We start from the raw sequence: 25,039 nt of genomic DNA on the forward strand, positions 1-25,039 counted from the left end.
AAATACAATAATATTATATGTTTAGTTTTATACAATTACAGGCGGACACCCTTACTAATGCTGCATCAAATGTAGTTATTGAAAAAATTGCTCCTAATACTGAGGTTTCTACTTTGGGGTTTTTATTAAAAGGAGGAATATGGCTAATTCCTATTGGGATTTTATTGTTTTATACCTTTTATCTCATTGTAGAACGCTATTTATACATTAGTAAAGCTTCAAAAGTAGATAGCTTGTTGCTTCGTGATGTAAGAGATCAGTTAAATTCTGGTAATTTAGACTTGGCTAGATCTATTGCTGAACGCAACAGTACCGCATCAGGAAATATAATTAAAGAAGGTATTCTTGTTATTGGTAGGCCAATTAGTGAAATCGAATCGAATATGGATCGTGCTGCCGACATTGAAATTGGCGAAATGGAAAAACACTTGGGCCATTTGGGACTTATTGCGGGTATTGCGCCTACCTTAGGTTTTATTGGGACAATTTCTGGAGTTATTAAAATATTTTATAGCATATCTGTTACTGAGAATATTAGTATCGGAAATATTTCTGGTGGATTGTACGAAAAAATGATTAGTAGTGGAGCGGGTTTAATAGTAGGGATTGTTGCCTACAGTGGATACCACTTGTTGAACGGAAAAATTGATAATTTTGCATTAAAAATCCAAAAACAAGTTCTTGAGTTTGTAAATATTATTCAAAGATCATAACATGTCTATAAAAAGAAAAAGAAGATTTCATGCCGAGGTCGCGACTTCTTCGTTAAGCGACATCATGTTTTTTTTACTGCTTTTTTTCTTGATTATTTCAACACTTGCTAATCCAAATGTAATCAAGATGACCTTGCCAAAGGCACAATCAAATGAAAAAACAAACAAGCAATACATCAGTTTATCCGTCACGGAGGACAAAAAATTCTATATTGACAAACAGCCAGTTTCATTTGAAGAACTCGAGACTACGCTAATGTCAAAAATGGGTTCAGCAAAAGACCAAACCGTTATTGTTAGGATTCCATTTAACTTACAAGTACAAGATTTAGTCGATGTCTTGCAAATAGGAGTGAGGAACAATCTAAAATTTGTGATTGCTACCAGTCCTAAATAAATACTAGGGCACGTTTTTAAAAGTTGTTATTTTTGGGCGTGACCACAATAAATAAAAGGGGCTAATCAACATTATAGTGATTGGCCCCTTTTTTTATTCTGGTCGGGCTATTCGCAGTACTTCGGTACTTGCTGCTATCCCTCACGCGGCCTCTCGTATATTTGAAGCCTATTTTTATAATGGAATGATGTTGTAAACTAACCCATTAATTTAAATTGAAATTATAAACAATCTTGCCTACTTGTTTCTCGGGTGCGTCACTGCTTGCGTCCCACTTAGTGTTCATGGCAGCAATTCTAGCTTGATCTAGCAAGCATTTTGCCGTATTTGTAGTTCCTTTTACGCCTGCAATGGCACTTATTGTTTTGCCGTTGCGGTCAACGGCTACTTCTACTACTACTTTGCCTTGTTCATTGCACGTATATTTAGGAGCAGGCTTAGCAACCGCTTTTCTGTTTCCTAAAGAATAGCCAACGCCACCGCCAGAACCACTTCCGGATCCGCCTCCACTTCCAGAACCGTAGCCACTCCCAGTTCCTATGCCCGTTCCAGTTCCGTTTCCTCCGCCTGTTCCACCACCAGAACCACCAGATCCATAATATTCTCCAGAGTTTAAGCTTCCGTTTGCTTTTCCTTTGTTTCCGGCTGTTTTGTCATCACCATCGCCTCCTTTGTTCGAGCCTTTAAGAATACTAGATAATGCATCATTTGTAGTATTCGAAACTTTGGGTTTTGCTATTACGCGTTTTGTTTCTTCTTTTACTACAACTGTGGGTTTCTTTGTTTTCTCTTTGGTAGGAATAACAACACTTTCGTCAGTACTATTTTCTTGTGACAATATTGCTTCGTCAGGTGTAGTATTTACTGGAGTTTGCTTAGATTGGTTGTTTACCTCTAGTACTTCACTTTGATAATCAGCTCCAGACCCAAGATCACTATCTCCAAAATTGACTGTAACTCCGCCACCGCCACCACCGCCAGCAAGTTCATCTGCATTTGCAGGAGGCCAAAATCGGATAAAAAATAAAATCAACAACATTGTCGCATACAAAAGAGTAGTGATGATTAAAGATTTCTTTTGATTAGATGAAATGGTGGAACTCATTTTTGTTTTGTTTGTAAAAGTGTAAAATTAAAAACGTTGAAAAGTACTAAAAATTGTCAAGAGTAAAAAGCGAGTGCTCAAATATAAATTGGAGCTTTTTAAAAGTAAAATGGGAATTAGTAGCTTTTATGACTACTAATTCCCATTAATATAAGTGTAAATATGATTGCTTGTATTAAGTAAGCTGTTTTAGTGCAATTTCAAATGCAGTTGCGCTAATGTTAGTTTTGCTAGGATTAAGTTCATACGCTTTCTCGATAGCTTTTTTAATGATTTCAGAAGTATCTAAAAAGATAGCTTCGTCTGTCATTTGAACTTTCTTTTCCATGAAATAAGCAAATACACGTGCCATACCGCAATTAGAAATAAAGTCAGGAATTAAGCTCACTTTGTGATCTACATCTTCCATAATTGGACCAAAAAATATTTCTTTGTCAGCAAAAGGAACATTGGCACCACATGAAATTACCTCAAGACCCTGAGAAATTAAACTATCAATTTGAGATTGAGTCACCAATCTTGATGCAGCGCATGGAGTGAATATCTCAGCTCCAATAGTCCAAATCTTTTGGTTGATTTCCTCAAAAGGGATCATGTTTTCGGCAACCAGTTTGTTTCCGTCTTTGGCTAAAAATAAAGCTCTTATTTCTTCAAAAGAGAATCCTTCTTCATTGATCAATCCGCCATCTCTATCAATAATACCAATTACTTTGGCGCCCATTTCGGCTAAATAAAAAGCAGCTGCAGAACCAACATTGCCAAAACCTTGAACAATAGCTTTCTTTCCTTTTACATCACCGCCATAAATGGCATAAAAGTTACGAACGGCTTCGGCTACACCGTAACCAGTAATCATATCAGCAACAGTATATTTTTTAGAAACGTCTGGAGAGAATTTTGGGTTCTCTATTACTTTTACAACACCTTGACGCAACTGACCTATTCTATTGATTTTATCCGCTTCAGTAGGTTTGAAATGACCGTTGAATACACCTTCTTGCGGGTGCCAAACACCACATTCCTCAGTCATAGGAATAACTTCGTGAATTTCGTCTACGTTCAAATCGCCACCTGTACCGTAATAACTTTTCAATAAAGGAGAAACCGCTTTGTACCAGCGTTGCAATACTCCTTTTTTTCTTGGGTCATTTGGGTCAAAATTTATTCCAGATTTAGCTCCGCCAATGGCAGGTCCAGAAACCGAAAACTTAACTTCCATTGTTTTGGCAAGTGATAAAACCTCATTCATGTCAAGGCCTTTTCTCATTCTTGTACCACCACCTGCAGCACCTCCGCGAAGAGAATTAATTACAGTCCAGCCTTCGGCTTCGGTTTCAGGATCTTTCCAGTTAAAAACAATTTCAGGCTCTTTATTTTCGAATTTCTTTAATAAATCTTTCATTTGTTGTGATATGTTTATATCTGCAAATATAAAAAAAGCAATTTTGCTAATTGTTTATTCTGCAAAAAAAAAGAGTAAAGATTTTTTTGTTATTCTTTTCCTAATAAATCTTCTTTCAATGTTTTGTCAACTGGGTTTTCAGATAGCCAAATTCCGTAGAATGCTTTTTTGAATTCTAGGCCTTTAATTTTACCTCTGTAAATTTTATTCTTTGTAATCCATAATGATTCATCTTGTGGATTAAAAGTAAGTTCAAAAACATCACCAGATTTAGTCTCTTCGGTACTTAATAAGTCTTCAAGTTCTTGAAGTTCTTTGGCAAATTTTAGGACTCCAGATTCTCCTACAGATTTTTCCATCCCTTTTGCAAGCGCTTTAGATAGTTTTTTTGAGGATATTAATCCAGATGTAATATGAAGTGAAACTGCCATTTCGTTTCCGCTTTCAAGAATCTGGTTAGCATCTTGACTAAACTTAGTCAAATACAAAGCTTGAATGTATAAATCAGTAAAAAATTTGGAGCGTTGTCCCACTCCATTAAGGGTAAGGGTTGTTCCTTTAAATTCAATTGTTCTAGGAATGTTAACTCCGTTTACAGTAAAGTTTTTTTGTGCATTTACGGTATTAAATTGTAGAGCACTCATTAAGGCGAATACTATCAGTACTTTTTTCATAATGTGGTATTTAATTAAAAAAATGGATTTTAAACAGTCTGCAAATATAGCTCAAAAAAAGCATTGTAATGATATTGAGATTAATGTCTTTTTAAAATTATGATTTCTAGCTTAATTTGTCTTAAAATTAATGAAAAATATTTATTTATTCATAAATTTTTCCTGAACTATGATTCATTTTAGCTCCCGTCACACTTTTTAATACATTGATTTTGTTTTCTAATCGCAATATTCCAAGTATTCCAAAGATCAGTGCCTCTTTAAATTCGATAATTTTAGGTGAAGGAATTATAATAGTTGCAAGTGGTAATTCATTTTGTATGGATTCAATTAAAAAATTATGGTAAGCTCCGCCTCCGGTAATAAATAATGTTCCGGTTTTGTGTGGCAACACATTTGCTATTTGTATAGCAATATGCTTTGTAAAGGTGTGAAGCTTATCTTCAATTGATATTTCATAGTGGTCTATCAAGGGAATAATTATTTCTTTTACAAATTCAAACCCCAGTGATTTAGGATATTTTTTTTGATAATAGTCTAATTCGTTTAATTCTTTTAACAAATTGATTTGTAGAGAGCCATTCTTTGCGATAGCTCCTTTGTTGTCATAGGGCAATCCTAACAAATTTGAATAATGGTTGAACACTGTGTTTACAGGGCAAATATCAAAAGCAATCCGTTCTTGATTTAATTCAAACGATAAGTTTGAAAATCCACCTAAATTCATGCAATAGTCGTATTCACTAAATAATATCCGATCTCCTATAGGTACAAGTGGTGCGCCTTGACCACCAAGGGCTACATCTTGAACTCTAAAGTCACAAACTACTTTCTGTTTTACGATAGATGCTATTTGTGGTAAATTTCCAATTTGTAAAGTGATGCCCTTATCTGGCTGATGTAAAATAGTATGCCCGTGGGAACAAACGGCATCAATAGAGTTGAGATTGTTTTTTAAAATGAAGTTTAAGATTACCTCACCTAGTAACTGTGTATAGGCTTCATTTAATTCAGTTAATTTTTCAGAAGAGAAAGAAACGGCACTTTTTAATTTGTTTAACCAGTCTGGTGAGTATGAAACAGTTTGGGTTTCTAAAATTTCAAATTCCCACTTATTGTCTTTTGTAGTAAAAACAATGTGTGCCAAATCAATGCCATCTAGCGATGTGCCTGACATGACACCTATAATATTGTATTTTTCTTTAAACATTGGCTAAAATTGCGAAATCGTTTGAAATCTGATATTTAATAATTACTTTTGGAGGCAAATTTATGAACAATTAATTTACAATAAAAATATGGATTTTAATCTAACCGAAGAGCATTTAATGATTCAGCAAGCTGCTAGAGATTTTGCTGTTGCAGAATTATTACCAGGAGTGATTGAGCGCGATGAACATTCAAAATTTCCTACTGAGCAAGTGAAGATGATGGCCGAATTGGGTTTCATGGGAATGATGGTAGATCCTAAGTATGGTGGGTCAGGTTTAGATAGTATTTCATATGTATTGGCAATGACCGAAATAGCAAAAGTAGATGCGTCTGCTGCCGTTATAATGTCTGTTAACAATTCATTAGTTTGCGCTGGTATGGAAAAATATTGTTCAGAAGAACAAAAAATGAAATACTTAGTGCCTCTAGCTAAAGGGGAAGTTATTGGTGCATTTTGTTTGTCTGAGCCAGAAGCTGGAAGTGATGCAACTTCTCAAAAAACAACTGCAATTGATAAAGGCGACCATTATTTATTAAATGGTACCAAAAACTGGATTACAAATGGAAGTACAGCATCTACCTATTTAGTGATTGCACAAACAGATGTTGAAAAAGGACATAAGGGTATTAATGCTTTTATTGTTGAAAAAGGTTGGGCTGGTTTTGATATTGGACCAAAAGAAAAGAAAATGGGAATTCGTGGTAGTGATACCCACTCTTTAATGTTTACAGATGTTAAGGTTCCTAAAGAAAATAGAATTGGTGAAGATGGTTTTGGGTTTGCTTTTGCTATGAACGTCTTAAATGGTGGTAGAATAGGTATAGCATCTCAAGCATTAGGAATTGCTACAGGAGCTTATGAAATAGCTTTGAAATATTCAAAAGAAAGAAAAGCTTTTGGGAAGGAGATTTTTAATCATCAAGCGATTGCCTTTAAATTAGCTGATATGTATGTAAAAGTTACTGCTGCTAAATTATTAGTAATGAAAGCTGCTTGTGAAAAAGATGAAGGTAAAGATATTGCACACTCTGGGGCAATGGCAAAATTATATGCTTCAGAAATTGCTCTTGAGGTAGCTAACGAAGCGGTTCAAATCCACGGAGGAAACGGTTACGTAGCTGAATATCATGTAGAACGTATGATGCGTGATTCTAAGATTACACAGATATACGAAGGAACTTCAGAGATTCAACGTATCGTGATTTCAAGAGGATTGGTTTCCTAAAAGTTATACAGATCTAGTTTAAACCCTTTTCAATTTCGATTGAAAAGGGTTTTTTTATTGCCTTTATTAGAATTTTAAGGTTTTTTTATATTTTTATTGTTTAAAAATGATTTCGGGAATCTTTTTAATTTGATACTAATTGCTTTTCTTTGTTGAGTTGTGATTTTGGATTTCTTTTTTTTACCATTGCAATACCCAACTAATACATTTTTATGTTAATACCTTCGATACATAATAGTTTAAACGAATTGATAGATTTGCTAGATCAATTGTCACAAACAGAATATTCAAATTCTTGTGCAGAATTAAGCAATGCTACTATTGGTGAGCATACGAGACATATTATTGAAATGTTTCAATGTCTTGAAAATCAATATGATTTAGGAGTTGTAAACTATGATAAAAGAGAGCGTAACACCCTTATTCAAACGGATACCACTTTTGCAATAGAAAATATTAAGGCTGTTCAGAAAAATTTGGATAAGGAAAACAAAAACATAACCTTACTGCAAATTATTGACGGCGAAGAAATCCGAATTGAAAGCAACTATAATAGAGAGTTGTTATATAATTTAGAACATTGCATTCACCACCAGGCGCTTATAAAAGTTGCAATATTACAATGTGAAACCGTTACTATTGATCCAAATTTTGGTGTTGCAAGATCAACAATAGAATATAGAAATCAATGTGCACAGTAAGTTTTGTAGCAACAAATGATAGTGTTATCATTACTTCGAACCGGGACGAAAAAACAATAAGGCCTAGCGCCATTCCTCCAAAAAGTTATACTGTAAATGGACAAAATCTTATTTTTCCAAAGGATCCAAAAGCAGGCGGGACTTGGTTTGTGACCAAAGATGATGGAACTGTTTTGGTATTACTAAATGGTGCCGCAGAAAAACATGAAGTTCAATTATCATATCGAAAAAGTCGTGGCTTGATTGTTTTAGAAATGATTAGTAGCGCGTCGCCAAAAGATTTTTGGGTTGAGATTGATTTAGAGTCGATAGAACCATTTACATTAGTGTTGTTTCAAAATCAGGAACTTTTTCAATTGCGTTGGGATGGAAATAGTAAGCAAACGCTAGCTTTAGATAGCAATAAAAATCACATTTGGTCTTCATCTACTTTGTATCCAGCTTTGGTGAGGGAACAACGAGCTGCTTGGTTTCATGCTTTTATGAGTGAAACTGATGTTATTTCAAAAGAAAAACTATATGATTTTCATAGGCATACGCAGGAAGGAAATGAGGAAAACGGTTTAGTAATCAATCGAAATAACGAGATGAAAACCTTAAGTATTACTCAGGCTGTAGTACATCAAAATAAAGTTAGTATCTTACATTATGATTTGGTAGAGCAACTTGATTTTTCAACCTCATTTATCACCGTCTAAATACTACATTTTGAAATTATTTTTTCATAAAATTACCCATTGGGAATATTGGCCTTTTCAGATTGTATATATTCCCATTTATTTTTTGTGGTCTTACTATTCGATCAAGGCAAAATCTATTTTTTTCTTTAATGCTTCTAATCCCACTATAAAAAATGGAGGTTTTATGATGGAGTCTAAGAAAGAAATTTATGATTTGATACCGCAACAGTATTACCCAAAAACGGAATTAATAAAAGAAGGGACCGCGGTAGAAAATGTTATAAAAACGGTCGAAAGCGCAGCAATTAAGTATCCGTTTATTGCAAAACCAGATGTTGGACTACGAGGATCTGGAGTCAAAAAAATTAACACGGTTCAGGATTTAAAAGAATATGCTGAAAAAGCAAATTTCAATTACTTGGTTCAAGATTTAATACCTTTTTCAAATGAGGTTGGTATTTTTTATGTGCGCTATCCTAATGAAAAATTAGGTAGAATTACCGGAATAGTATCTAAAGAATTCTTGATTATTACTGGAGATGGTTTTTCAACCGTTCAAGAGTTAATCAAGCAGAATCCACGCTATGAACTTCAATTGAATGTCTTGAAAAAAGAGTACGGTAAAAAATTATTCGAAATTTTACCAAAAGGCGAGAAGTTGAATTTAGTACCCTACGGTAATCATGCTCGAGGTGCAAAATTTGTAGATGGTAGCCATTGGATAACTCCAGAATTGACTAAAACGATTAACGAAATGTGTTTGCAAATCCCAGGTTTTTATTTTGGTAGACTGGATGTCATGTATAATACTATCGAAGAATTAGAACTAGGAATTAATTTTGCAGTGGTAGAGTTGAACGGAGCTGGAAGTGAGCCAACTCATATTTATGACCCGAAACATTCACTATTTTTTGCTTGGAAAGAATTAGCGCGTCACATTGCGTATATGTATGAAATAAGTGTGGCCAATCATAAAAATGGCGTTCCTTATTTAGAACATAAAGAGGGAATGAAGGAATATAAAATGCACCTACAGCAAAGTAAAAAAATTGTAAATTTCTGATTCCATGAGAGCCATAAAAAATATTTTTGTTGGTTTTTTGGTCAGCTTTATTGGTTCAATTCCACTGGGTTATTTAAATGTTATAGGATATGAAATTTTTTCAAAATTAGGAATTTATAATCTATTCCAATTTTTGTCAGGTGTTATTTGTATTGAAATGTTTGTTGTTTATTTTACATTGGTCTTTGCTACACCATTAGTAAATAATAAAAAGTTAATGAAAACTATTGATGTTTTTGCTGTTTTTTTTCTTTTGATTTTATCGTATTCGTTTTACGCTTCTGCAAATAACAGTGTGGGGAATCAAAGTGTTCTTAAAAAGTACATGTCCTATTCTCCATTTTTGATTGGCGTACTCTTAAATTGTATTAATTTTTTGCAATTGCCGTTCTGGACAGGTTGGAATTTGTATTTGCTTAACGGCAAGTTTATCTCATTGGGAAGAAAGTATAAATTTTTTTATGTAGGCGGAACAATTATTGGTACTTTTATAGGAATGTTAAGTTTGATTTTGTTGTTAGATTCTGTTTCAAGTCAAAGTTTTCGTTTTTCTCAGTACATCATTCCTGTGTGTATACCTTTGTTTTTTGTAATCATGTCAGTTGTACAAATGGTAAAAGTATATCGTAAATATTATAAAAAAAGGAGTTTGTAATTTTCATGGATTGCTAAACATTGCCTTAGTAGTTTATTAAAAAAAATATTAATTAATTTATTATCAATTAGAATTATGAAGAAAATTGTATGGACACTATCGTTTATGATAGGATGTATTAGCAGTATGATTGCGCAAAGCGATGAGTTGGTTGCGCAAACTCCCCTTAAATATGAGTATCAAGTTAAAGAAAGTGATGTGTCTAGTACGCTAAAGACTTTATCATCAAATGATCTTGAAGGTCGTGAAACGGGTCAGCCAGGTATGGTTAAGGCAGCTGATTTTTTAGAGAAAATTTTGAAAGACAATAATGTACAGCCTTATTTTAAAACCTATAAAGATACTTTGACCACGTTCAAAGGAACAGCGTTTAATGTTGTGGGTTTTGTTGAAGGAAATGACCCCGTATTAAAGAAAGAATTTATTATAATAAGTGCTCACTATGACCACATAGGTATTGATAAAAAAGGAGAAAATGGAGATTTTATAAACAACGGTGCAAATGATGATGCCTCCGGGTGTACTGCTGTTGCTGAAATGGCTAAGTATTTCAGTTTTCATAAAAATAATCAACGTAGTATTTTATTCGTGTTTTTTGCTGGGGAGGAAAAAGGGTTGTTAGGATCTAAACATTTGGCTAAAAAACTAAAAGCACAAAATTTTAACTTGTACACTCAATTTAATATTGAAATGATTGGCGTTCCTATGAAAAGAGATTATTTGGCCTACATTACTGGTTTTGATAAGTCTAACATGGCGGCTAAAATAAATGAATATACTGGAAAAAAAACCATTGGTTTTTTACCAAAAGAAGCTGAATACGAATTGTTTTATAGATCTGATAATTTTTCTTTTTATGATGTTTTTAAAGTGCCATGTCAATCTGTAAGTACATTTGATTTCGAAAATTTTGAATTCTATCACCATGTTTCCGATGATTTCAAAGCAATGGATGTTCCTCACATGACCTCGTTTATTCAAGAATTATTACCTGCTGTGACACAAATGGCAAATACGGCAATTCACGAAATTATCATGCTCAAATAAAGTTAAGAAAGAGCTTGATTCATATCATACGCAAGAATGTAATAGTCATTATTGTTGAATTGAAATTCGCTAATGATTGACCAATTCAGTTTTTGCGTATGTGCTTTTGTAGAAGGAATATTGATTTTGTTTATAAAAGTTAAGGCTAACGGAAACTTTTGCGACATGTGTACGCGCATGAATTCAAATAGAGGGAATATTAGTCCTTTTCCGCGATACTCTTGATGAATTGAAATTGGACCATATTGAAAACTATTGGTTAGCGTAAAAGTATGATCTAAAAAGTGCAATTCCGGAAGTAGTGAACTCATGTATTCGAAAATGGGCCATTGTTTGAAAAAATCCCAACTTCCAGCAAAAATGTACCCAATAATTTCACCACGGTCTTTAGCAATAAATAGTTCTTGTTTTTCTATAACGTCATTTAATTGTGAGATTGTAAAAGGAGTAGTGACAAATCCAGCAGCTTTTTCAGTTTCAGTTAAGTTTGCAACGAGGTATAATTCTTGTAAGGCCAGCACTCCGTCAATGTCACTTATTTGGGCTATTTCATAGGATAGATTCTGTGTCATATTTTTAGAATTCAAAGGTTCATGTTTTGATTTAAAACTACACGTAATAATACGAATTTAAATTTTTATTGAGATAACAATCTCCAAGTAAAGCAGTATTTTTTTGCTGTTTTTGTTTATTTTTGTCCTATGAAAAATATCATTATTACTGGAACTAGCAGAGGCATTGGATTTGAATTGGCCTTGCAGTTTGCAACAGCAGGTCATCAAGTATTAGCAATTTCTAGAAACATTCCGCAAGCATTACTAGCAAACCAAAATATTACGTGTCTCTCAGTTGATTTGTCTGTTGAGTCTGAATTAAATAAAGTCAAAGAATTTCTTGACCAATCTTGGAAACAAGTAGATGCTGTGATTCATAACGCAGGGAGTTTATTGTTGAAACCTTTTGTTGAAACCACACAAGAAGATTTTGAAAATATTTACAAAGTCAATGTTTTTGCAGTTGCTAATTTAACTCGCATTTGTTTGCCGTACTTGCATAAAGGGAGTCATGTTGTAACCATAAGTTCTATGGGAGGCATTCAAGGAAGCTTAAAATTTGCTGGCCTAGCCGCATATAGTTCGAGTAAAGGAGCTGTTATTACCTTGTCTGAATTATTAGCTGAGGAGTATAAAGAGCAAGGAATATCTTTTAATGTTCTTGCACTGGGCTCTGTTCAAACTGAAATGCTGGAAGAAGCTTTTCCTGGATATCAAGCACCTATTCAAGCAAATGAAATGGCAAATTATATTTTTGATTTTACTTTAAATGGCAATAAGTATTTTAACGGTAAAGTACTGCAAGTTTCTTCTACAAATCCATAATTCTGAATTATTTTGATAGAAACGCTTGCTAAATTTCTGCCTGATCACGCTGTAAAACCTGCATTTGAATTGATTGTGACACATGGTGTTCATCTAAAAATTGTGAATGAACGCGCTACACGTCATGGTGATTATAGGAAAGGGTTAAGTGGTAAACATGAAATAACAGTTAATGGGAGTTTAAATAAATATAGGTTCCTTATGACTCTTATTCATGAAGTTGCTCATCTTGTAGCTTTTGAGAAATATGGTCGCAATATTAAACCGCATGGTCAAGAATGGAAACATACTTTTCAGCAATTGATGGTGCCTTATATTCGGCCAGAGATCTATCCAAATCATTTGTTACCCTTGCTAGCAAGACATTTTAGAAATCCAAGTGCCACTAGCGATACCGATACTACTTTGGCACTAGCCTTGAAACAGTACGACAATCAAAACGATAAAAATTATGTTTTCGAAATTCCATACGGAAGTGTTTTTCGAATCAAAAACGGAAAAATATTCAAGAAAATAGCTGTGAGAACGAAGCGTTTTGAATGTCTCGAAATAAGTTCTGGGAAACTCTACCTTTTTAATCCAAATGCTGAGGTTGAACTGCTACAATCATAATTGCTTATTCTTTTAAGTAGGCTTCTCTCACTTTTTTGAACAAGTTTGAGGAGTATACAAAAGCAACTACAGCTTCATTATCAGTTCTGAAAATTTCTTCTTTGCTGCCTTCCCAAGCTTTTAAACCATCTTTTAAGAACAAAATTTTCTCACCAATTTCCATAACTGAATTCATGTCATGTGTATTAATTACAGTAGTGATGTTGTATTCTTCGGTGATTTCTTTGATGAGGTTGTCAATCAAAATTGCCGTATTTGGATCTAATCCTGAGTTAGGTTCGTCACAAAACAAATATTTAGGATTGTTAACAATAGCACGAGCTATGGCAACACGTTTTTGCATTCCACCAGATATTTCAGATGGCAGTTTGTTATGAGCTTTAACCAATGCAACTCTGTCTAAAACAAAATCAACACGTTCCTTAATTTTTGCAGTATTGTCTTTGGTAAACATTCTCAAAGGGAATGCAACATTTTCGGCTACGGTCATAGAATCAAAAAGTGCACTTCCTTGAAAAACCATTCCAATTTCGGTACGCAATTCTCTTTTTTCATCAGCTTCAAGTTCAGAGTACACACGACCATCAAAACAAATTTGTCCAGTCTCGGGCGTATGAATCCCTAAAAGACTTTTCAATAAAACAGTTTTTCCAGATCCACTTTGTCCTATAATAAGGTTGGTCTTTCCTGTTTCAAAAACAGTCGATATCCCTTTTAGGATTTTATTTCCGTTAAATGATTTTTCTACGTTTTTTACTTCTATCATGACCCTAATAACAATTGTGTTAATATATAATTAATAAGTATGATACAAACAGATGTCCATACAAATGACACTGTACTTGCTTTTCCTACCTCTAGTGCTCCACCTTTCATATAATAGCCGTGAAAAGAGGGAATTGTAGCAAGTAACATAGCAAAAATTAAGGTTTTTATAAAAGCATACGTAATGTGAAACGGAATGAATTCCATTTGAGTTCCATTTATAAATTCGTCACTAGATATAAATCCGCCGTAAACACCAGCCATCCAACCGCCTAAAATACCTAAAAACATAGCAATTCCTATGACAAAAGGGTAAAGTAATAAGGCTATAATTTTTGGAAAAACAAGGTAATTTAAGGAATTTACACCCATTACCTCTAGCGCATCAATTTGTTCTGTAACACGCATTGTTCCTATACTTGATGTAATAAAGGAACCCATTTTTCCAGCCATAATAACAGATATGAAGGTAGGAGCAAACTCAAGAATCACAGATTGTCTTGTGGCAAAGCCAATAAGATATTTTGGAATTAATGGGTTTGTAAGGTTCAATGCAGTTTGAATAGCCACTACACCTCCCACGAAAAAGGAAATAAAAGCAACAATCCCAAGTGAGTCAATGACCAAGTCATCAATTTCTTTGAAGATCAATTTTTTCATTACAGACCATTTCGTCTGTTTGTTGAAAATTTCTTTAAGCATCAGGAAGTATCTTCCTATTTGCGTTATATATCGAATGAGCATCATAAGTTTACGAATATGGGCTAAATTACAAAATTGTAAGCATTTTGCGAGTCAAGTAAATTAATAGTTTCCTGCTGTAAAACTAAAACAGTTTTTCTTTCATTTTTTTCAATCGGTAATTGCGTATGAATTTTGCTTGTTCAGCAGTAACTAACAATGGAGTTTTTGATTTTTTTGCTTTCCAAAAACCGTTCATGTAATCTATAAAAAGAAGTGGTTTTTTTTTCATCATAGCTAGTTTTATCGAAGCTATCGCTGTGATGACAAAACCATAACCAAGTGTATAAAAAGCCTCGCCTTGCTTGTAACGTGCTTTTTGATTGTAATTTGCACCTGTTGGTTTTAAGTGTTTCACCTTCAAACTTTCATCAGTGACTACTTTCCAGTTGTAAAATTTGCATAATAATTCATCTACAGTATCCCAACCCATGGCTGGTTTTAGTCCGCCAATTTGTTGAAAGGTTTCTTTTCTATAGGCTTTTAATGCGCCACGAATATGATCTTTGTCTGTTAAGTTTTCAAGTATCCAATCACCGTTTTTTTCGATGTAGCAAAATCCACCTGCCATTCCAATTCTTTCATCGGACTGGAAGTGTTTAATAATGGTTTCGAAATAATTAGCAGGAAATATTAGGTCGGCATCAATTTTTACAATTAAATCATAGTTTTCATCTAAAGTATTAAATCCTGTTTGAAAGGCTTGAATTACTTTACTTCCGGGTAAATGAACAGCATCTGAAGTTTTGTTAACCAATGAAATAAAAGGATGTTTACTGATAAATGAATTGACAACAACAGCTGTATTATCAGTAGAATTATCATTTACCACTACAATTTTAGCTGGTAAAACAGTTTGCTCCACTAAGGATTGAAGTGTCAAAGAAATCAATGCTTCTTCGTTATGTGATGGAATTACGATATAATATCTCATTAGAAAAATCTGTTTTCTTTATTCTATTATTTATTTTCTCTAACAGCGCAAACAATATAATATCTCGGGGTGAAATAGCGTAATAAAGGTCTAAAACCAATTTTTTTTACTGGATGTGTGAATTTTTCTCGAGCGGTGATTTTCCAACCCGTTTTTTCTAATAACCAATCTAATTGCCAATCTTCAAACTCATGGTAATGCCTGTCCCACATATCGGTTTTGCTGCGGTACGCTGGTGAAAACCAAAGGCGTAACGGAATAGAAATGACTAATTTATTGCAGTTTACATTTTCTAAAACAGTATATGGATTTAATAAATGCTCGAATATTTCGAAGGCAGTAAAAACAGAATAAGTTTCGGTTTGCAATGCCGTTTGGTCGTTATCTAAATCTTCTCCTTTGGTGTTTTTTACTTGGTATCCATTTTCTTCCATGATTTTAGAAAACGGATTAGGTACTCCTAAATCAAAGATGGTTTCTGAGGTGGTAACGTGTTGTTTTAAAAATTCTAAGGTATGTTTGAATCTTTTATTAGGAAATGTTTTTTCGTACATGTTTTTTTGATTTTGCCACTGTGGCACGCAGGTACAAATATAGTAATAAATGTGTTTTGGGCACTGTTTTTTAGCCCGGATGGCAACGAAAATCCCGGAGGTATAAAATGTAGTTTTTCAAGGGGCAAAAAGCGACTAACAGAAGCTTTATTGCCCCTTAGAAAAACAAGTTTTATAACGAGGAATTGCAGTGTACAGCCGGATTAGCTTCATGTACTCATGCAATTGTTGTAGTTAATATCTATAAATAAAGGCATTGATGTTCATTCCTGCACCTACAGAGGCAAATAGAAGGATGTCCCCTTCTTGAATGGATTGATTTTCTATTTGACCGCGAATTAACAAATCAAAAAGAGTCGGTACGGTTGCAACGCTGCTGTTTCCTAATTCATGAATGCTCATAGGCATGATGTCCTTAGGTACAGTTTTGTCAAATAATTTATAGAATCGCTGAATAATGGCTTCGTCCATTTTTTCGTTGGCTTGGTGAATCAAGATTTTTTTCACGTCGTCAATACCTATTCCACTGGCATCAAGACAGTTTTTCATAGCCAAGGGAACATTGTTTAACGCAAATTCATAGATTTTGCGACCATACATTTTGATATATCGTGTATCTGGATCTAAATCAAGATTGTATGATTTGCCAAAAAACAAATAGTGTGACTCGTCAATGGAGTATGTGGCACTTTCATAGGCTAACATTCCAGTTTCATCATCCGAAGCTTCGATAATGGCAGCACCAGCTCCGTCAGAATAGATCATGGAATCTCTGTCATGAACGTCAACAACTCTGGAAAGTGTTTCGGAACCGACTACTAAACATCTTTTTGCCATTCCAGATTTGATGAATGCATTTGCTTGTAAAACGCCTTCAATCCAGCCTGGGCATCCAAAGAGGATGTCGTAAGCAACACATTTTGGATTCTTTATTTGTAGTTTATTTTTTACACGTGTGGCTAAGCTAGGTAGCATATCCGATTGGTTTGTGCCATATTTTACATCACCAAAGTTGTGTGCAAAAATGATATAATCAATGGTTTCTGGATCGATCGATGCATTTGCTATTGCTTTTTCGCAAGCAAAAAAGGCTAAGTCTGATGAATTGAGATGATCTTCGGCATAGCGTCTGTGTTCTATTCCGGTAATGCCTTTAAATTTTTTAATAACAACTTGGTTAGGATAGCCAAAAGGAGTTCCATCTTCATTCAAAAATACATGTTCGCCAAAGTCAGTATTGCTTACTTTTTTCTCAGGAATATAGCTTCCTATTCCAGCTATTTTTATTTTCATTGTGTTAATTTTCCAAATTTGAGGCTAATTTAATCAATATTAATTTAGAACACTCACAAAATTTACTATGCGTGCATATAATTATGAAATAATAGATAATTGGCAAAAAAACTGATAATTCAATTGTGAATCTAGAGAATCATTGAGATAATTATTTGTTAAATATGTGTGTCAATATAACTCTGTTTTGAGTACTAATATTGGTTTCTTAAACGAACTGCGATTTTGTAGGATAGTGGTTAAAAAAAATGCCTCGAATAATTTCGAGGCATTAAAGTGTGTGTTTTGAAAACTAACTTTCCATATACGCTTCAATTGGAGCGCAAGAGCATACTAGATTTCTATCACCGTAAGCTTCATCGGCACGACGAACTGTTGGCCAGAATTTATTATCGGCAATATACTCTAATGGGAATGCAGCTTGCTCACGTGTATAAGGATAAATCCAAGTGTCAGAAGTTACCATTGTCAAGGTGTGCGGTGCATTTTTCAATACATTGTTTGGATTCTCCAGTGTTGCTGCTTCAATTTCTTTACGAATTGAAATCATAGCATCACAAAAACGATCTAGTTCCTCTAAGTTTTCACTTTCAGTAGGTTCAATCATAAGAGTTCCTGCAACTGGGAACGAAACGGTAGGAGCATGGAAACCATAATCCATCAAACGTTTTGCAATATCAGTTACTTCAATTCCTTTTTCTTTAAACGGACGACACTCTAAAATCATTTCGTGTGCAGCACGACCCATTTCTCCAGAATATAGGGTATCAAAATGACCGTTTAGTTTTTCTTTAATGTAGTTTGCATTTAAAATAGCGTACTCAGTAGATTTCTTCAAACCTTCAGCACCCAGCATGCAAATATATCCGTAAGAAATCAAGCAAACCAAAGCAGAGCCCCAAGGAGCAGCAGAAATTGCAGTAATCGCATTTTCGCCACCTGTAGGTATTACTGGATTTGTAGGTAAAAATGGAACCAATTGCGGTGCAACGCAAATAGGACCTACACCAGGACCACCTCCACCATGAGGAATAGCAAAAGTTTTGTGTAAATTTAAGTGGCAAACATCAGCACCAATGGTTGCAGGATTTGTCAATCCTACTTGTGCATTCATGTTAGCACCATCCATATATACTTGTCCACCATTATCGTGAATCAATTGGGTAATTTCTTTAATAGCGCTTTCAAAAACTCCGTGAGTAGAAGGATACGTTACCATTAAACAAGACAAATTATCTTTGTGAAGAATGGCTTTTTCACGTAAATCATCAATATCAATGTTTCCGTTCTCAAGAGTTTTAGTAACTACTACTTTCATTCCCGCCATAGCTGCAGAAGCTGGGTTGGTGCCGTGAGCTGATGATGGAATCAAAGCAATATTACGGTGGTGATCACCGCGAGACTGGTGGTAGGCACGAATAACCATTAAACCAGCGTATTCTCCTTGAGCGCCAGAATTAGGTTGCAATGTAGTTCCTGCAAATCCAGTTACTACGTTTAGTTGTTGCTCTAATTTAGCTAACATTTCTTGGTATCCTTGCGCCTGATCTAATGGTGCAAACGGGTGAATGTTGTTCCATTGTGCCATACTTAAAGGTAACATTTCGGAGGCTGCATTCAATTTCATCGTGCAAGATCCTAATGAAATCATGGAATGGTTTAACGCTAAATCTTTTCGCTCTAACATTTTAATGTAACGCATCAAAGCCGTTTCTGAATGGTGTTTGTTGAAAACATCATGTGTTAAAAACGTAGATGTTCTTTCTAAATGAGACGGAATTTGATTTTCGGTTGCTAATTCTGAAATTGTTGTAGCTGGTTTTCCAGTAGCTTCAGCAAATATTGAAACTATAGTGTTCAAATCAGCAATACTAGTTGTTTCGTTTACAGAAATTGAAACAGTATTTTCGTCAGCATAAAAGAAATTTACTTCTTTTGATTCTGCTATTTCCTTAATTTTTTGAGCGTTAGTTTTGATAACGATAGTGTCAAAAAACGAAGTGTTGGTTTGGTACAAGCCCAGTTTTTCTATTTCGTTTGCCAATGTTACTGCCGAAGCATGAACTTTATCAGCTATGTATTGCAATCCTTTTGGACCATGATAAACAGCGTACATTCCGGCCATTACAGACAATAATACTTGTGCAGTACAAATATTTGATGTTGCCTTGTCACGTTTTATATGTTGTTCTCTCGTTTGCAAAGCCATACGCAATGCACGGTTGCCATCAGTATCAACAGTTACACCGATAATACGACCTGGCATAGAACGTTTGTACTCTTCTTTAGTTGCAAAGTAAGCAGCGTGCGGTCCGCCGTATCCTAACGGAATTCCAAAACGTTGTGTAGTTCCTAGCACAACATCGGCTCCCATTTCTCCTGGAGGAGTCAGTTTTACCAAACTCAATATATCTGCAGCAACTGCAACTTTAATTTCATTGAGTTTTGCCTTAGCAATAAAACCAGCATAATCATTTACTTGACCAAATTTTCCTGGATATTGTAAAATTGCACCATAAAATTCTTTTGAGAAATCAAAATCTTCATGGTTTCCTACAACAAGCTCAACGCCAATAGGAGTAGAACGAGTTTGCAATACCGATAGGGTTTGTGGTAAAATTTCTTCAGAAACGAAGAATTTATTAACATTGTTTTTCTTTTGATCACGAGAGCGAACATCGAATAAAAGCGCCATAGCCTCGGCTGCAGCTGTACTTTCATCAAGTAAAGATGCGTTTGCAATTTCCATTCCCGTAAGTTCAATTACTGTTGTTTGGAAATTTAAAATAGCTTCTAAACGACCTTGAGCAATTTCTGCTTGGTAAGGGGTGTATGCCGTGTACCATCCTGGATTTTCAAAGATATTTCTTTGAATTACAGCAGGAATAATAGCAGCGTTGTATCCTAATCCTATATATGATTTGAATACTTTATTTTTGTTTCCTAAGTTAAAAATGTGGTTTGCAAACTCGTACTCTGTCATGGCAGGTTCTAAGTCCAAATCAGCTTTTAATCGGATGTCACTCGGAATGGTTTCATCAATCAATTGATCTAGTGAGTCGGCACCAATTGTTTTTAACATGTGCGTTAAATCATTCTCTCTAGGGCCAATGTGTCTTAAAGCAAAAGCGTCTGTTTTCATTGTATGTCTAATGGGTTGTGTGTTTCTTAATTTAAGGCTGTAAAATTAAATATTAATATGCTATAAATAACCTTTTTTAAGTTGATTTTCTATGAATTTTTCAACTAAAAGCCTTTCTTATTAACACATTGATTAATTTTGTCTAATGCGATATTTTAAAAATATTTTTGAATTTTACATCAATAGCAGTATACACGTGGCATTATCTTGTTTTGCGCTGGTTCATCTCACGTACAGTATGTTCCACATTTCTTATAACACCAGCGTGGCTTTCTTCACTTTTTTTGGAACCATAGTGGGCTATAATTTTGTAAAATATGATGCTTTGGTTAGAGATAAAATAGTAAAAGTTAATGCTCAGATCCAATGGATTGCGTTTCTCAGTTTTCTATCCTTGATAGCTACGGGTTATTATTTTTTTCAATTAGAAAGATTCACACAAATTATTGGTCTTGTTTTTCTAATTATCGTATTGCTCTATACGTTGCCTTTCTTTCCGAATAAGAAAAATGCCCGAAACTGGGCTGGAATTAAAATCTATATTGTGGCTTTATGTTGGGTAGGAGTGACGCTTTTTTTACCCATCGTTAACAATAATGCAGAAGTCACAAGTTTTGTTTTTTTAGTCGCAATACAACGATATATCCTGATTTTCGTTTTGATTTTAATTTTTGAAATAGTTGATCTAAAATGGGATGACCCACATTTAAAAACCGTTCCGCAACAAATAGGAGTATCGCAGACAAAGAGAGTAGGAGTTGTATTGATGTTTTTATTTGTACTGTTAGAGTTTTTATCCAATGATTTTAGAATCGAATTTTTAGCTTTAAAAACAGGATTGGCAATCACGACAGTATTATTTTTAGTATATGCAAATGAGAACCGTTCCAGATATTACGCTTCTTTTTGGGTAGAAAGTATTCCTATATTTTGGTGGTTATTTTTGATGCTTTTCAGCTAGTGTTTTGATAAAAGAATTCCTTTCAGCAATGAACGTGCTTAAATGGTTTTTTAATACTAACAGGTCAAACAGTTTTCCAAAAATACCATACGGTGTTTCGTATTGAATTTTATCTTCCATAACAACAAATCCGTCTTTTTGAATAAAAGTATGCTGATGTTTAAAAGATTTAAACTTTCCTTCGAGCATTTCATCCACAAAGTACGTTGGATTTTCCATTGCTGATATTAAACTTTTATGTTTCAAATAAACGCCAAAATGTTTGCCACGCCAGGTAACGGTTTCGTTTAAATTGATCAAACCCGAAGTTATTCCATCAATAGCGGTTTCATTTGATTTAGAAGTGGATTGTTGATGGACGTCAATGTTTCTTGATAAATCGAAAATGATTTCAATTGGTGCGTTTATTTTAGTTGTTAGTTGTATGGTTGTCATTTCTTGGTTAAGTTTTTAAATGCTTTTTCTAAAGTATCATACTCAAATGTAAAACCATTTTCCTGTAATCTTCTCGGAATTACATTCCGGCTTTTCAATACCAATTCTGTTTCTGTTCTAATGAAAAAGGATCCAATTTCCAGTAAAAGTTTACTTGTTGAAAGTCCAAATGGTATTCCAATTGTTTTTCTAAGAGTTGTCATGAAGTCAGAATTGGTGCTTGGTTTTGGAGAAACAATGTTTGCAACTCCTACTAGCTCTTTTTCTACAACAAATTCAATTGCTCTTGCAAAATCTTCTTCGTGAATCCAACTTATAAATTGATTTCCTTTTCCTTGTTTTCCGCCAAGTCCAAATTTAGTTAGCATTTTTATCGGAACAAAAGCGCCGCCATTTTTTCCTAAAACTATGGAAGTTCGCAAAGCCGTTTTTAATGTCTTTGTAGTTTCAGTTTCAAAAAATACTCTCTCCCAACTTTTTGCGATGTTCATCGAGAAATCGTCGCCAATTTCACCAGTAACTTCATCCATTTGTTTATCTAATGAAAATCTATAAATTGTGGATGTTGATGAATTTAGCCAGTGTTTAGGCGGATTTTTACAATTTAAAACCGCTTCATTCAATATTTTTGTGCTGTCAATTCTAGAATCGTAAATCTCTTTTTTGTTGGCTGCAGTATATCTGCAATCGACAGATTTTCCTGCAAGATTTATTAAAACTGAAGCGTTTTCTAATTCAATTTCCCAACCAGAAAGCGTTTTGGCATCCCAATTCACATATTTTACCGAATCAATACTTTTAGATTTTCCTCGAGTTAAAATTACGATTTCATCAAATTTATCTTTAAAATGTGTTACCAATACCTGACCTAAAAATCCTGTTCCTGCTGAAATGATTAACTTTTTCATTAGTTTAAATTTAAGATGATTGTTAGAGCAATTAGTCGATAAATCACCCAAGTTATGGATAAGTAAAAAGGTAACTGTAGTAGTTTGAGTCTTCGTGAATGTTCTAGTAACATTAGTAAAACTGTTATTCCAAACCAACCTAAATTGATTAGTTCTGGGATATTAACAACTAAATTCAAAATCAATATCGGAAGTAATAATAAAGAACCCATTAACGAAACCGTCATTAAGTTTCCTGTATAATTCAAGATTATTTTCTTGTCAAATTTTATCAAAAATAAACCTTGAAAAACTATTTGACCAAATACAAGAATAAGTTTTCTTGTAATAGTAGAATTCGGTAAAATGCTAATAGAATCTGAAAAATTATACAAGACAAATGTTGTTATTGTCATTGCAAACAAAATGTACAAAATTCGATACTGATAATTAAAATCAGGAATACATTGCAACTTAATTTCTTTTTTAATCTTACTCGGAATGATGACTTTACGATTATAAGAAATGAAGGAATATAATTTTTTCAGAAAAAATTTTATTGGTTTTAGATTTCCGATTTTCTCCATCCACGGAAATGAAAATCCGATTACTTTTAGCAAACTGTCAATTCCATAAATTATAGTTTTGTTTTCGTTATCAACTAATGCGATTTCGTTTGATGCGCGTTGGACATCAATAAAGTTTTGTTCCTCATCTGATAATTGACAATATGGTTTTTTACCATTTTCGTCCAGCATTCCAGCTTTTATAAATCCAGAAGTATACACGCGACAAAGCGGACAATCTTCATCATATAATAAGGTTTGGTTAGTTAAAGTTTTCATCGTATCGTTTTTTTACCTTCAATCGTTATTTTTGAACCAATAGCAAGAAATTCAGAGGTAGGTTTTAGTTCTTGTAAAAACTTAAAATCTTTGCCGTAAATACTCTCAAAATCAACATCAATTTTCGATTCAATTACTTTTAGTTGTTCCCATCTTGGGTGCGAAACAGCATATTCAATTGATTTTTCTTTGTTATAGTTGGTGTACCCAAAATAATGTTCCGTAATAAACTCGGCTTCTGAATTTAGTTCAATCGGAATCGGATTTTTTTCTGTCGTCATGGAAATGGAATTCCACTTTGAATCTTTAAACCATTCGTACTGAAAAGATTTTGAAGTTTCGTTTTCAGTTCTTGAATGACGCATTTTCAAAGTTTGATAATGTTCGTTGTATAAGGTGTTAGCAACTATCGTAATAGCATGCTTCGGTACAATTTCTTTAACGAAAACAACACCGCGTTTCCAAATTCCATTTTCGAATCTTTTTACATAAAAGCGTAAATTGACTTCCTCAAAATTGACATGAAACGGAACTTTAATTCCTAATACTTTTACGTTTTCAAACATAAAACCAATTAAACTTATGTAACATTTGCCGTTCCATAAATCGAGTTCAGTTCCTTTTGGGACATAATTTTCTAAGATTTTTGGATCGATTTCATAATTGAACATCGCTAAATCATTCCATTCTGCGGTTAAGAAGCTCATAATTTTAAGTTTTATTTTTAAACTTTCAGAAAAAAATGAAAGTTTTGATTAAATTTTTTTTATTTGATTTGTTCTTTGTTATTGTTTTTTAGTGGACTCATTGAATAGTTTTTTACAATGTTATTTTTACAATGTTTAAAAAACTATTTCATTATTTTAACAACCAATTTTGCCAGCCAATTATCTTTATACTCGGTCATTTTATCCAAAACATTATCTGCTTTTAGAACAAAATCATACAATTTAGTAGTTTGATCTACAAAATGTTTTTCTTCGGGAGTATTGTCTGATGTTATGGAAGAAACTTCTTTTAGTACTTTCAAAGCAGGTTTGATTTCGCGTTTGCTTCGTTCTCTTGAAATTTTCACAGCCAGTTCGTCTAAATCCTTTTCAGCTGTAAAAAATTCGCGTCGTTCGCCAGCTTTGTATTCTTTGTAAACAATTCCCCAATCCATCAAAGCACGTAAATTCATAGATGCATTGCCGCGCGAAATTTGCAATTCTTCCATGATGTCTTCCATCGAAACGGCCTCGTGTGAAACCATCAAAAGCGCGTGAATTTGAGCCATAGTTTTATTAATCCCCCATTGACTGCCTAATGCACCCCACGTTTGAACGAATTTATTTTTTGCTTCTTTGAATTTCATTTGTCAATTTTATTGTTTTTCAAACGGTCAAATGCAAATCGCATAAATGCTGATTGTCATAGTGTAAAGATAAATAATGTTTTTGAACTTTCAATAATAAATGAAAGTTTATTTTATTTTTGTTTAAAACGTGTAAATTGGTGAATACAATCACTAAATTTTATATAAAATTGGTGAATAGGATTTTTTTTAAACAATTAAGGAATTTAAGAAAATTAAGTTTTTGACTGGGTTACTTAACTTTCTTAAAACTCTTAATGGT

At 33.8% G+C, this 25,039-nt stretch carries 27 protein-coding genes; 11 read left to right on the plus strand and 16 right to left on the minus strand.

Features of this window, described 5'->3' with window-relative positions:
- Positions 1–17 precede the first annotated feature (17 nt).
- Complete coding sequence (locus FPG59_RS04635; protein ID WP_086453454.1) at positions 18–713, plus strand: MotA/TolQ/ExbB proton channel family protein; 696 nt, start codon at positions 18–20, stop codon at positions 711–713.
- Between the two features lies 1 nt (position 714).
- Positions 715–1,110: a biopolymer transporter ExbD gene (locus FPG59_RS04640; RefSeq protein WP_086453455.1), complete on the plus strand. Its 396-nt coding sequence runs from the start codon at positions 715–717 to the stop codon at positions 1,108–1,110.
- Between the two features lie 205 nt (positions 1,111–1,315).
- Here FPG59_RS04640 and FPG59_RS04645 read toward each other — a convergent pair whose 3' ends face one another.
- The 4 genes from FPG59_RS04645 to FPG59_RS04660 all read right to left on the minus strand — a co-directional run bounded on the left by FPG59_RS04645 (position 1,316) and on the right by FPG59_RS04660 (position 5,501).
- Positions 1,316–2,215, minus strand: a complete 900-nt coding sequence (locus FPG59_RS04645; RefSeq protein ID WP_086453456.1) for a hypothetical protein — start codon at positions 2,213–2,215, stop codon at positions 1,316–1,318.
- 175 nt (positions 2,216–2,390) lie between these two features.
- A complete protein-coding gene (locus tag FPG59_RS04650) occupies positions 2,391–3,617 on the minus strand; it encodes a Glu/Leu/Phe/Val dehydrogenase dimerization domain-containing protein (protein ID WP_086453457.1) in 1,227 nt (408 codons plus the stop codon).
- Between the two features lie 89 nt (positions 3,618–3,706).
- Positions 3,707–4,291 (minus strand): chalcone isomerase family protein, encoded by a 585-nt coding sequence (locus tag FPG59_RS04655; RefSeq protein ID WP_086453458.1) that lies wholly within the window; start codon positions 4,289–4,291, stop codon positions 3,707–3,709.
- A gap of 145 nt (positions 4,292–4,436) precedes the next feature.
- Positions 4,437–5,501 carry an anhydro-N-acetylmuramic acid kinase gene (locus FPG59_RS04660; protein WP_086453459.1) on the minus strand — a complete coding sequence of 355 codons (1,065 nt, stop codon included), beginning with the start codon at positions 5,499–5,501 and terminating at the stop codon, positions 4,437–4,439.
- 88 nt (positions 5,502–5,589) lie between these two features.
- On the opposite strand from FPG59_RS04660, the gene FPG59_RS04665 reads away from it, so the two are divergent.
- From FPG59_RS04665 to FPG59_RS04690, 6 genes are all read left to right on the plus strand, one after another.
- Positions 5,590–6,729 carry an acyl-CoA dehydrogenase family protein gene (locus FPG59_RS04665; protein WP_086453460.1) on the plus strand — a complete coding sequence of 380 codons (1,140 nt, stop codon included), beginning with the start codon at positions 5,590–5,592 and terminating at the stop codon, positions 6,727–6,729.
- 212 nt (positions 6,730–6,941) lie between these two features.
- Entirely contained in the window at positions 6,942–7,430 is a 489-nt protein-coding gene (locus FPG59_RS04670; RefSeq protein WP_086453461.1) for a hypothetical protein, read from the plus strand.
- Complete coding sequence (locus tag FPG59_RS04675; RefSeq protein WP_086453462.1) at positions 7,418–8,128, plus strand: NRDE family protein; 711 nt, start codon at positions 7,418–7,420, stop codon at positions 8,126–8,128. Before FPG59_RS04670 ends, FPG59_RS04675 begins: the two co-directional genes overlap by 13 nt.
- A 10-nt stretch (positions 8,129–8,138) precedes the next feature.
- Positions 8,139–9,173, plus strand: coding sequence for a D-alanine--D-alanine ligase (locus tag FPG59_RS04680; RefSeq protein ID WP_086453463.1), 1,035 nt, complete (start codon positions 8,139–8,141; stop codon positions 9,171–9,173).
- Between the two features lie 4 nt (positions 9,174–9,177).
- Positions 9,178–9,828, plus strand: a complete 651-nt coding sequence (locus FPG59_RS04685) for a hypothetical protein (RefSeq protein ID WP_086453464.1) — start codon at positions 9,178–9,180, stop codon at positions 9,826–9,828.
- A 75-nt stretch (positions 9,829–9,903) separates the two neighbouring features.
- Positions 9,904–10,875, plus strand: coding sequence for a M28 family peptidase (locus tag FPG59_RS04690; protein ID WP_086453465.1), 972 nt, complete (start codon positions 9,904–9,906; stop codon positions 10,873–10,875).
- Between the two features lie 2 nt (positions 10,876–10,877).
- On the opposite strand, the gene FPG59_RS04695 is transcribed toward FPG59_RS04690, so the two are convergent.
- Positions 10,878–11,447 (minus strand): GNAT family acetyltransferase, encoded by a 570-nt coding sequence (locus FPG59_RS04695; protein ID WP_086453466.1) that lies wholly within the window; start codon positions 11,445–11,447, stop codon positions 10,878–10,880.
- Between the two features lie 129 nt (positions 11,448–11,576).
- Here FPG59_RS04695 and FPG59_RS04700 point away from each other — a divergent pair, with 129 nt between their 5' ends.
- Both FPG59_RS04700 and FPG59_RS04705 read left to right on the plus strand, forming a co-directional pair.
- Complete coding sequence (locus tag FPG59_RS04700) at positions 11,577–12,254, plus strand: SDR family oxidoreductase (protein WP_086453467.1); 678 nt, start codon at positions 11,577–11,579, stop codon at positions 12,252–12,254.
- Between the two features lie 12 nt (positions 12,255–12,266).
- Positions 12,267–12,866, plus strand: coding sequence for a SprT-like domain-containing protein (locus FPG59_RS04705; protein WP_086453468.1), 600 nt, complete (start codon positions 12,267–12,269; stop codon positions 12,864–12,866).
- Positions 12,867–12,870: 4 nt separating this feature from the next.
- Here the strand turns inward: FPG59_RS04705 and FPG59_RS04710 are convergent, their stop codons facing one another.
- From FPG59_RS04710 to gcvP, 6 genes are all read right to left on the minus strand, one after another.
- Complete coding sequence (locus FPG59_RS04710) at positions 12,871–13,632, minus strand: ABC transporter ATP-binding protein (protein ID WP_086453469.1); 762 nt, start codon at positions 13,630–13,632, stop codon at positions 12,871–12,873.
- On the minus strand, positions 13,629–14,378 hold the full coding sequence (locus tag FPG59_RS04715) for an ABC transporter permease (protein WP_086453470.1): 750 nt from the start codon (positions 14,376–14,378) through the stop codon (positions 13,629–13,631). The genes FPG59_RS04710 and FPG59_RS04715 overlap by 4 nt, the downstream gene beginning before the upstream one ends.
- Positions 14,379–14,457: 79 nt before the next feature.
- On the minus strand, positions 14,458–15,306 hold the full coding sequence (locus FPG59_RS04720) for a glycosyltransferase family 2 protein (protein WP_086453471.1): 849 nt from the start codon (positions 15,304–15,306) through the stop codon (positions 14,458–14,460).
- A 26-nt stretch (positions 15,307–15,332) separates the two neighbouring features.
- Entirely contained in the window at positions 15,333–15,860 is a 528-nt protein-coding gene (locus tag FPG59_RS04725; protein WP_086453472.1) for a methyltransferase, read from the minus strand.
- Between the two features lie 234 nt (positions 15,861–16,094).
- Positions 16,095–17,153 (minus strand): 3-oxoacyl-ACP synthase III family protein, encoded by a 1,059-nt coding sequence (locus FPG59_RS04730; RefSeq protein WP_086453473.1) that lies wholly within the window; start codon positions 17,151–17,153, stop codon positions 16,095–16,097.
- Positions 17,154–17,445: 292 nt separating this feature from the next.
- Entirely contained in the window at positions 17,446–20,295 is a 2,850-nt protein-coding gene (gene gcvP / locus FPG59_RS04735; RefSeq protein WP_086453474.1) for an aminomethyl-transferring glycine dehydrogenase, read from the minus strand.
- Positions 20,296–20,440: 145 nt separating this feature from the next.
- Between gcvP and FPG59_RS04740 the strand changes: the two genes are divergently transcribed.
- Positions 20,441–21,256, plus strand: coding sequence for a hypothetical protein (locus tag FPG59_RS04740; RefSeq protein ID WP_086453475.1), 816 nt, complete (start codon positions 20,441–20,443; stop codon positions 21,254–21,256).
- Here the strand turns inward: FPG59_RS04740 and FPG59_RS04745 are convergent.
- The 5 genes from FPG59_RS04745 to FPG59_RS04765 form a co-directional block, all read right to left on the minus strand.
- On the minus strand, positions 21,233–21,691 hold the full coding sequence (locus FPG59_RS04745) for an SRPBCC family protein (protein ID WP_086453476.1): 459 nt from the start codon (positions 21,689–21,691) through the stop codon (positions 21,233–21,235). The genes FPG59_RS04740 and FPG59_RS04745 overlap by 24 nt on opposite strands.
- The gene (locus FPG59_RS04750) at positions 21,688–22,599 is read right to left on the minus strand and encodes a TIGR01777 family oxidoreductase (RefSeq protein ID WP_086453477.1); all 912 of its coding nucleotides are present in this window, start codon (positions 22,597–22,599) and stop codon (positions 21,688–21,690) included. The genes FPG59_RS04745 and FPG59_RS04750 overlap by 4 nt, the downstream gene beginning before the upstream one ends.
- The gene (locus tag FPG59_RS04755; protein WP_086453478.1) at positions 22,599–23,423 is read right to left on the minus strand and encodes a hypothetical protein; all 825 of its coding nucleotides are present in this window, start codon (positions 23,421–23,423) and stop codon (positions 22,599–22,601) included. The genes FPG59_RS04750 and FPG59_RS04755 overlap by 1 nt, the downstream gene beginning before the upstream one ends.
- Positions 23,420–24,130 (minus strand): YqjF family protein, encoded by a 711-nt coding sequence (locus FPG59_RS04760; RefSeq protein WP_086453479.1) that lies wholly within the window; start codon positions 24,128–24,130, stop codon positions 23,420–23,422. The genes FPG59_RS04755 and FPG59_RS04760 overlap by 4 nt, the downstream gene beginning before the upstream one ends.
- Before the next feature lie 143 nt (positions 24,131–24,273).
- Entirely contained in the window at positions 24,274–24,777 is a 504-nt protein-coding gene (locus FPG59_RS04765) for a GbsR/MarR family transcriptional regulator (RefSeq protein ID WP_086453480.1), read from the minus strand.
- Positions 24,778–25,039: the final 262 nt, after the last annotated feature.

Origin of the sequence: Flavobacterium sp. FPG59, from assembly GCF_002150205.1 — a bacterium.
Taxonomy (GTDB): Bacteria; Bacteroidota; Bacteroidia; order Flavobacteriales; family Flavobacteriaceae; genus Flavobacterium.

Coding starts and splice junctions, on each gene's coding strand:
- FPG59_RS04635 (WP_086453454.1), top strand. CDS start 18: ATGTTTAGTTTTATACAATTACAGGCGGACACCCTTACTAATGCTGCA.
- FPG59_RS04640 (WP_086453455.1), top strand. CDS start 715: ATGTCTATAAAAAGAAAAAGAAGATTTCATGCCGAGGTCGCGACTTCT.
- FPG59_RS04645 (WP_086453456.1), bottom strand. CDS start 2,215: ATGAGTTCCACCATTTCATCTAATCAAAAGAAATCTTTAATCATCACT.
- FPG59_RS04650 (WP_086453457.1), bottom strand. CDS start 3,617: ATGAAAGATTTATTAAAGAAATTCGAAAATAAAGAGCCTGAAATTGTT.
- FPG59_RS04655 (WP_086453458.1), bottom strand. CDS start 4,291: ATGAAAAAAGTACTGATAGTATTCGCCTTAATGAGTGCTCTACAATTT.
- FPG59_RS04660 (WP_086453459.1), bottom strand. CDS start 5,501: ATGTTTAAAGAAAAATACAATATTATAGGTGTCATGTCAGGCACATCG.
- FPG59_RS04665 (WP_086453460.1), top strand. CDS start 5,590: ATGGATTTTAATCTAACCGAAGAGCATTTAATGATTCAGCAAGCTGCT.
- FPG59_RS04670 (WP_086453461.1), top strand. CDS start 6,942: ATGTTAATACCTTCGATACATAATAGTTTAAACGAATTGATAGATTTG.
- FPG59_RS04675 (WP_086453462.1), top strand. CDS start 7,418: ATGTGCACAGTAAGTTTTGTAGCAACAAATGATAGTGTTATCATTACT.
- FPG59_RS04685 (WP_086453464.1), top strand. CDS start 9,178: ATGAGAGCCATAAAAAATATTTTTGTTGGTTTTTTGGTCAGCTTTATT.
- FPG59_RS04690 (WP_086453465.1), top strand. CDS start 9,904: ATGAAGAAAATTGTATGGACACTATCGTTTATGATAGGATGTATTAGC.
- FPG59_RS04695 (WP_086453466.1), bottom strand. CDS start 11,447: ATGACACAGAATCTATCCTATGAAATAGCCCAAATAAGTGACATTGAC.
- FPG59_RS04700 (WP_086453467.1), top strand. CDS start 11,577: ATGAAAAATATCATTATTACTGGAACTAGCAGAGGCATTGGATTTGAA.
- FPG59_RS04710 (WP_086453469.1), bottom strand. CDS start 13,632: ATGATAGAAGTAAAAAACGTAGAAAAATCATTTAACGGAAATAAAATC.
- FPG59_RS04715 (WP_086453470.1), bottom strand. CDS start 14,378: ATGATGCTCATTCGATATATAACGCAAATAGGAAGATACTTCCTGATG.
- FPG59_RS04720 (WP_086453471.1), bottom strand. CDS start 15,306: ATGAGATATTATATCGTAATTCCATCACATAACGAAGAAGCATTGATT.
- FPG59_RS04725 (WP_086453472.1), bottom strand. CDS start 15,860: ATGTACGAAAAAACATTTCCTAATAAAAGATTCAAACATACCTTAGAA.
- FPG59_RS04730 (WP_086453473.1), bottom strand. CDS start 17,153: ATGAAAATAAAAATAGCTGGAATAGGAAGCTATATTCCTGAGAAAAAA.
- gcvP (WP_086453474.1), bottom strand. CDS start 20,295: ATGAAAACAGACGCTTTTGCTTTAAGACACATTGGCCCTAGAGAGAAT.
- FPG59_RS04740 (WP_086453475.1), top strand. CDS start 20,441: ATGCGATATTTTAAAAATATTTTTGAATTTTACATCAATAGCAGTATA.
- FPG59_RS04745 (WP_086453476.1), bottom strand. CDS start 21,691: ATGACAACCATACAACTAACAACTAAAATAAACGCACCAATTGAAATC.
- FPG59_RS04750 (WP_086453477.1), bottom strand. CDS start 22,599: ATGAAAAAGTTAATCATTTCAGCAGGAACAGGATTTTTAGGTCAGGTA.
- FPG59_RS04755 (WP_086453478.1), bottom strand. CDS start 23,423: ATGAAAACTTTAACTAACCAAACCTTATTATATGATGAAGATTGTCCG.
- FPG59_RS04760 (WP_086453479.1), bottom strand. CDS start 24,130: ATGAGCTTCTTAACCGCAGAATGGAATGATTTAGCGATGTTCAATTAT.
- FPG59_RS04765 (WP_086453480.1), bottom strand. CDS start 24,777: ATGAAATTCAAAGAAGCAAAAAATAAATTCGTTCAAACGTGGGGTGCA.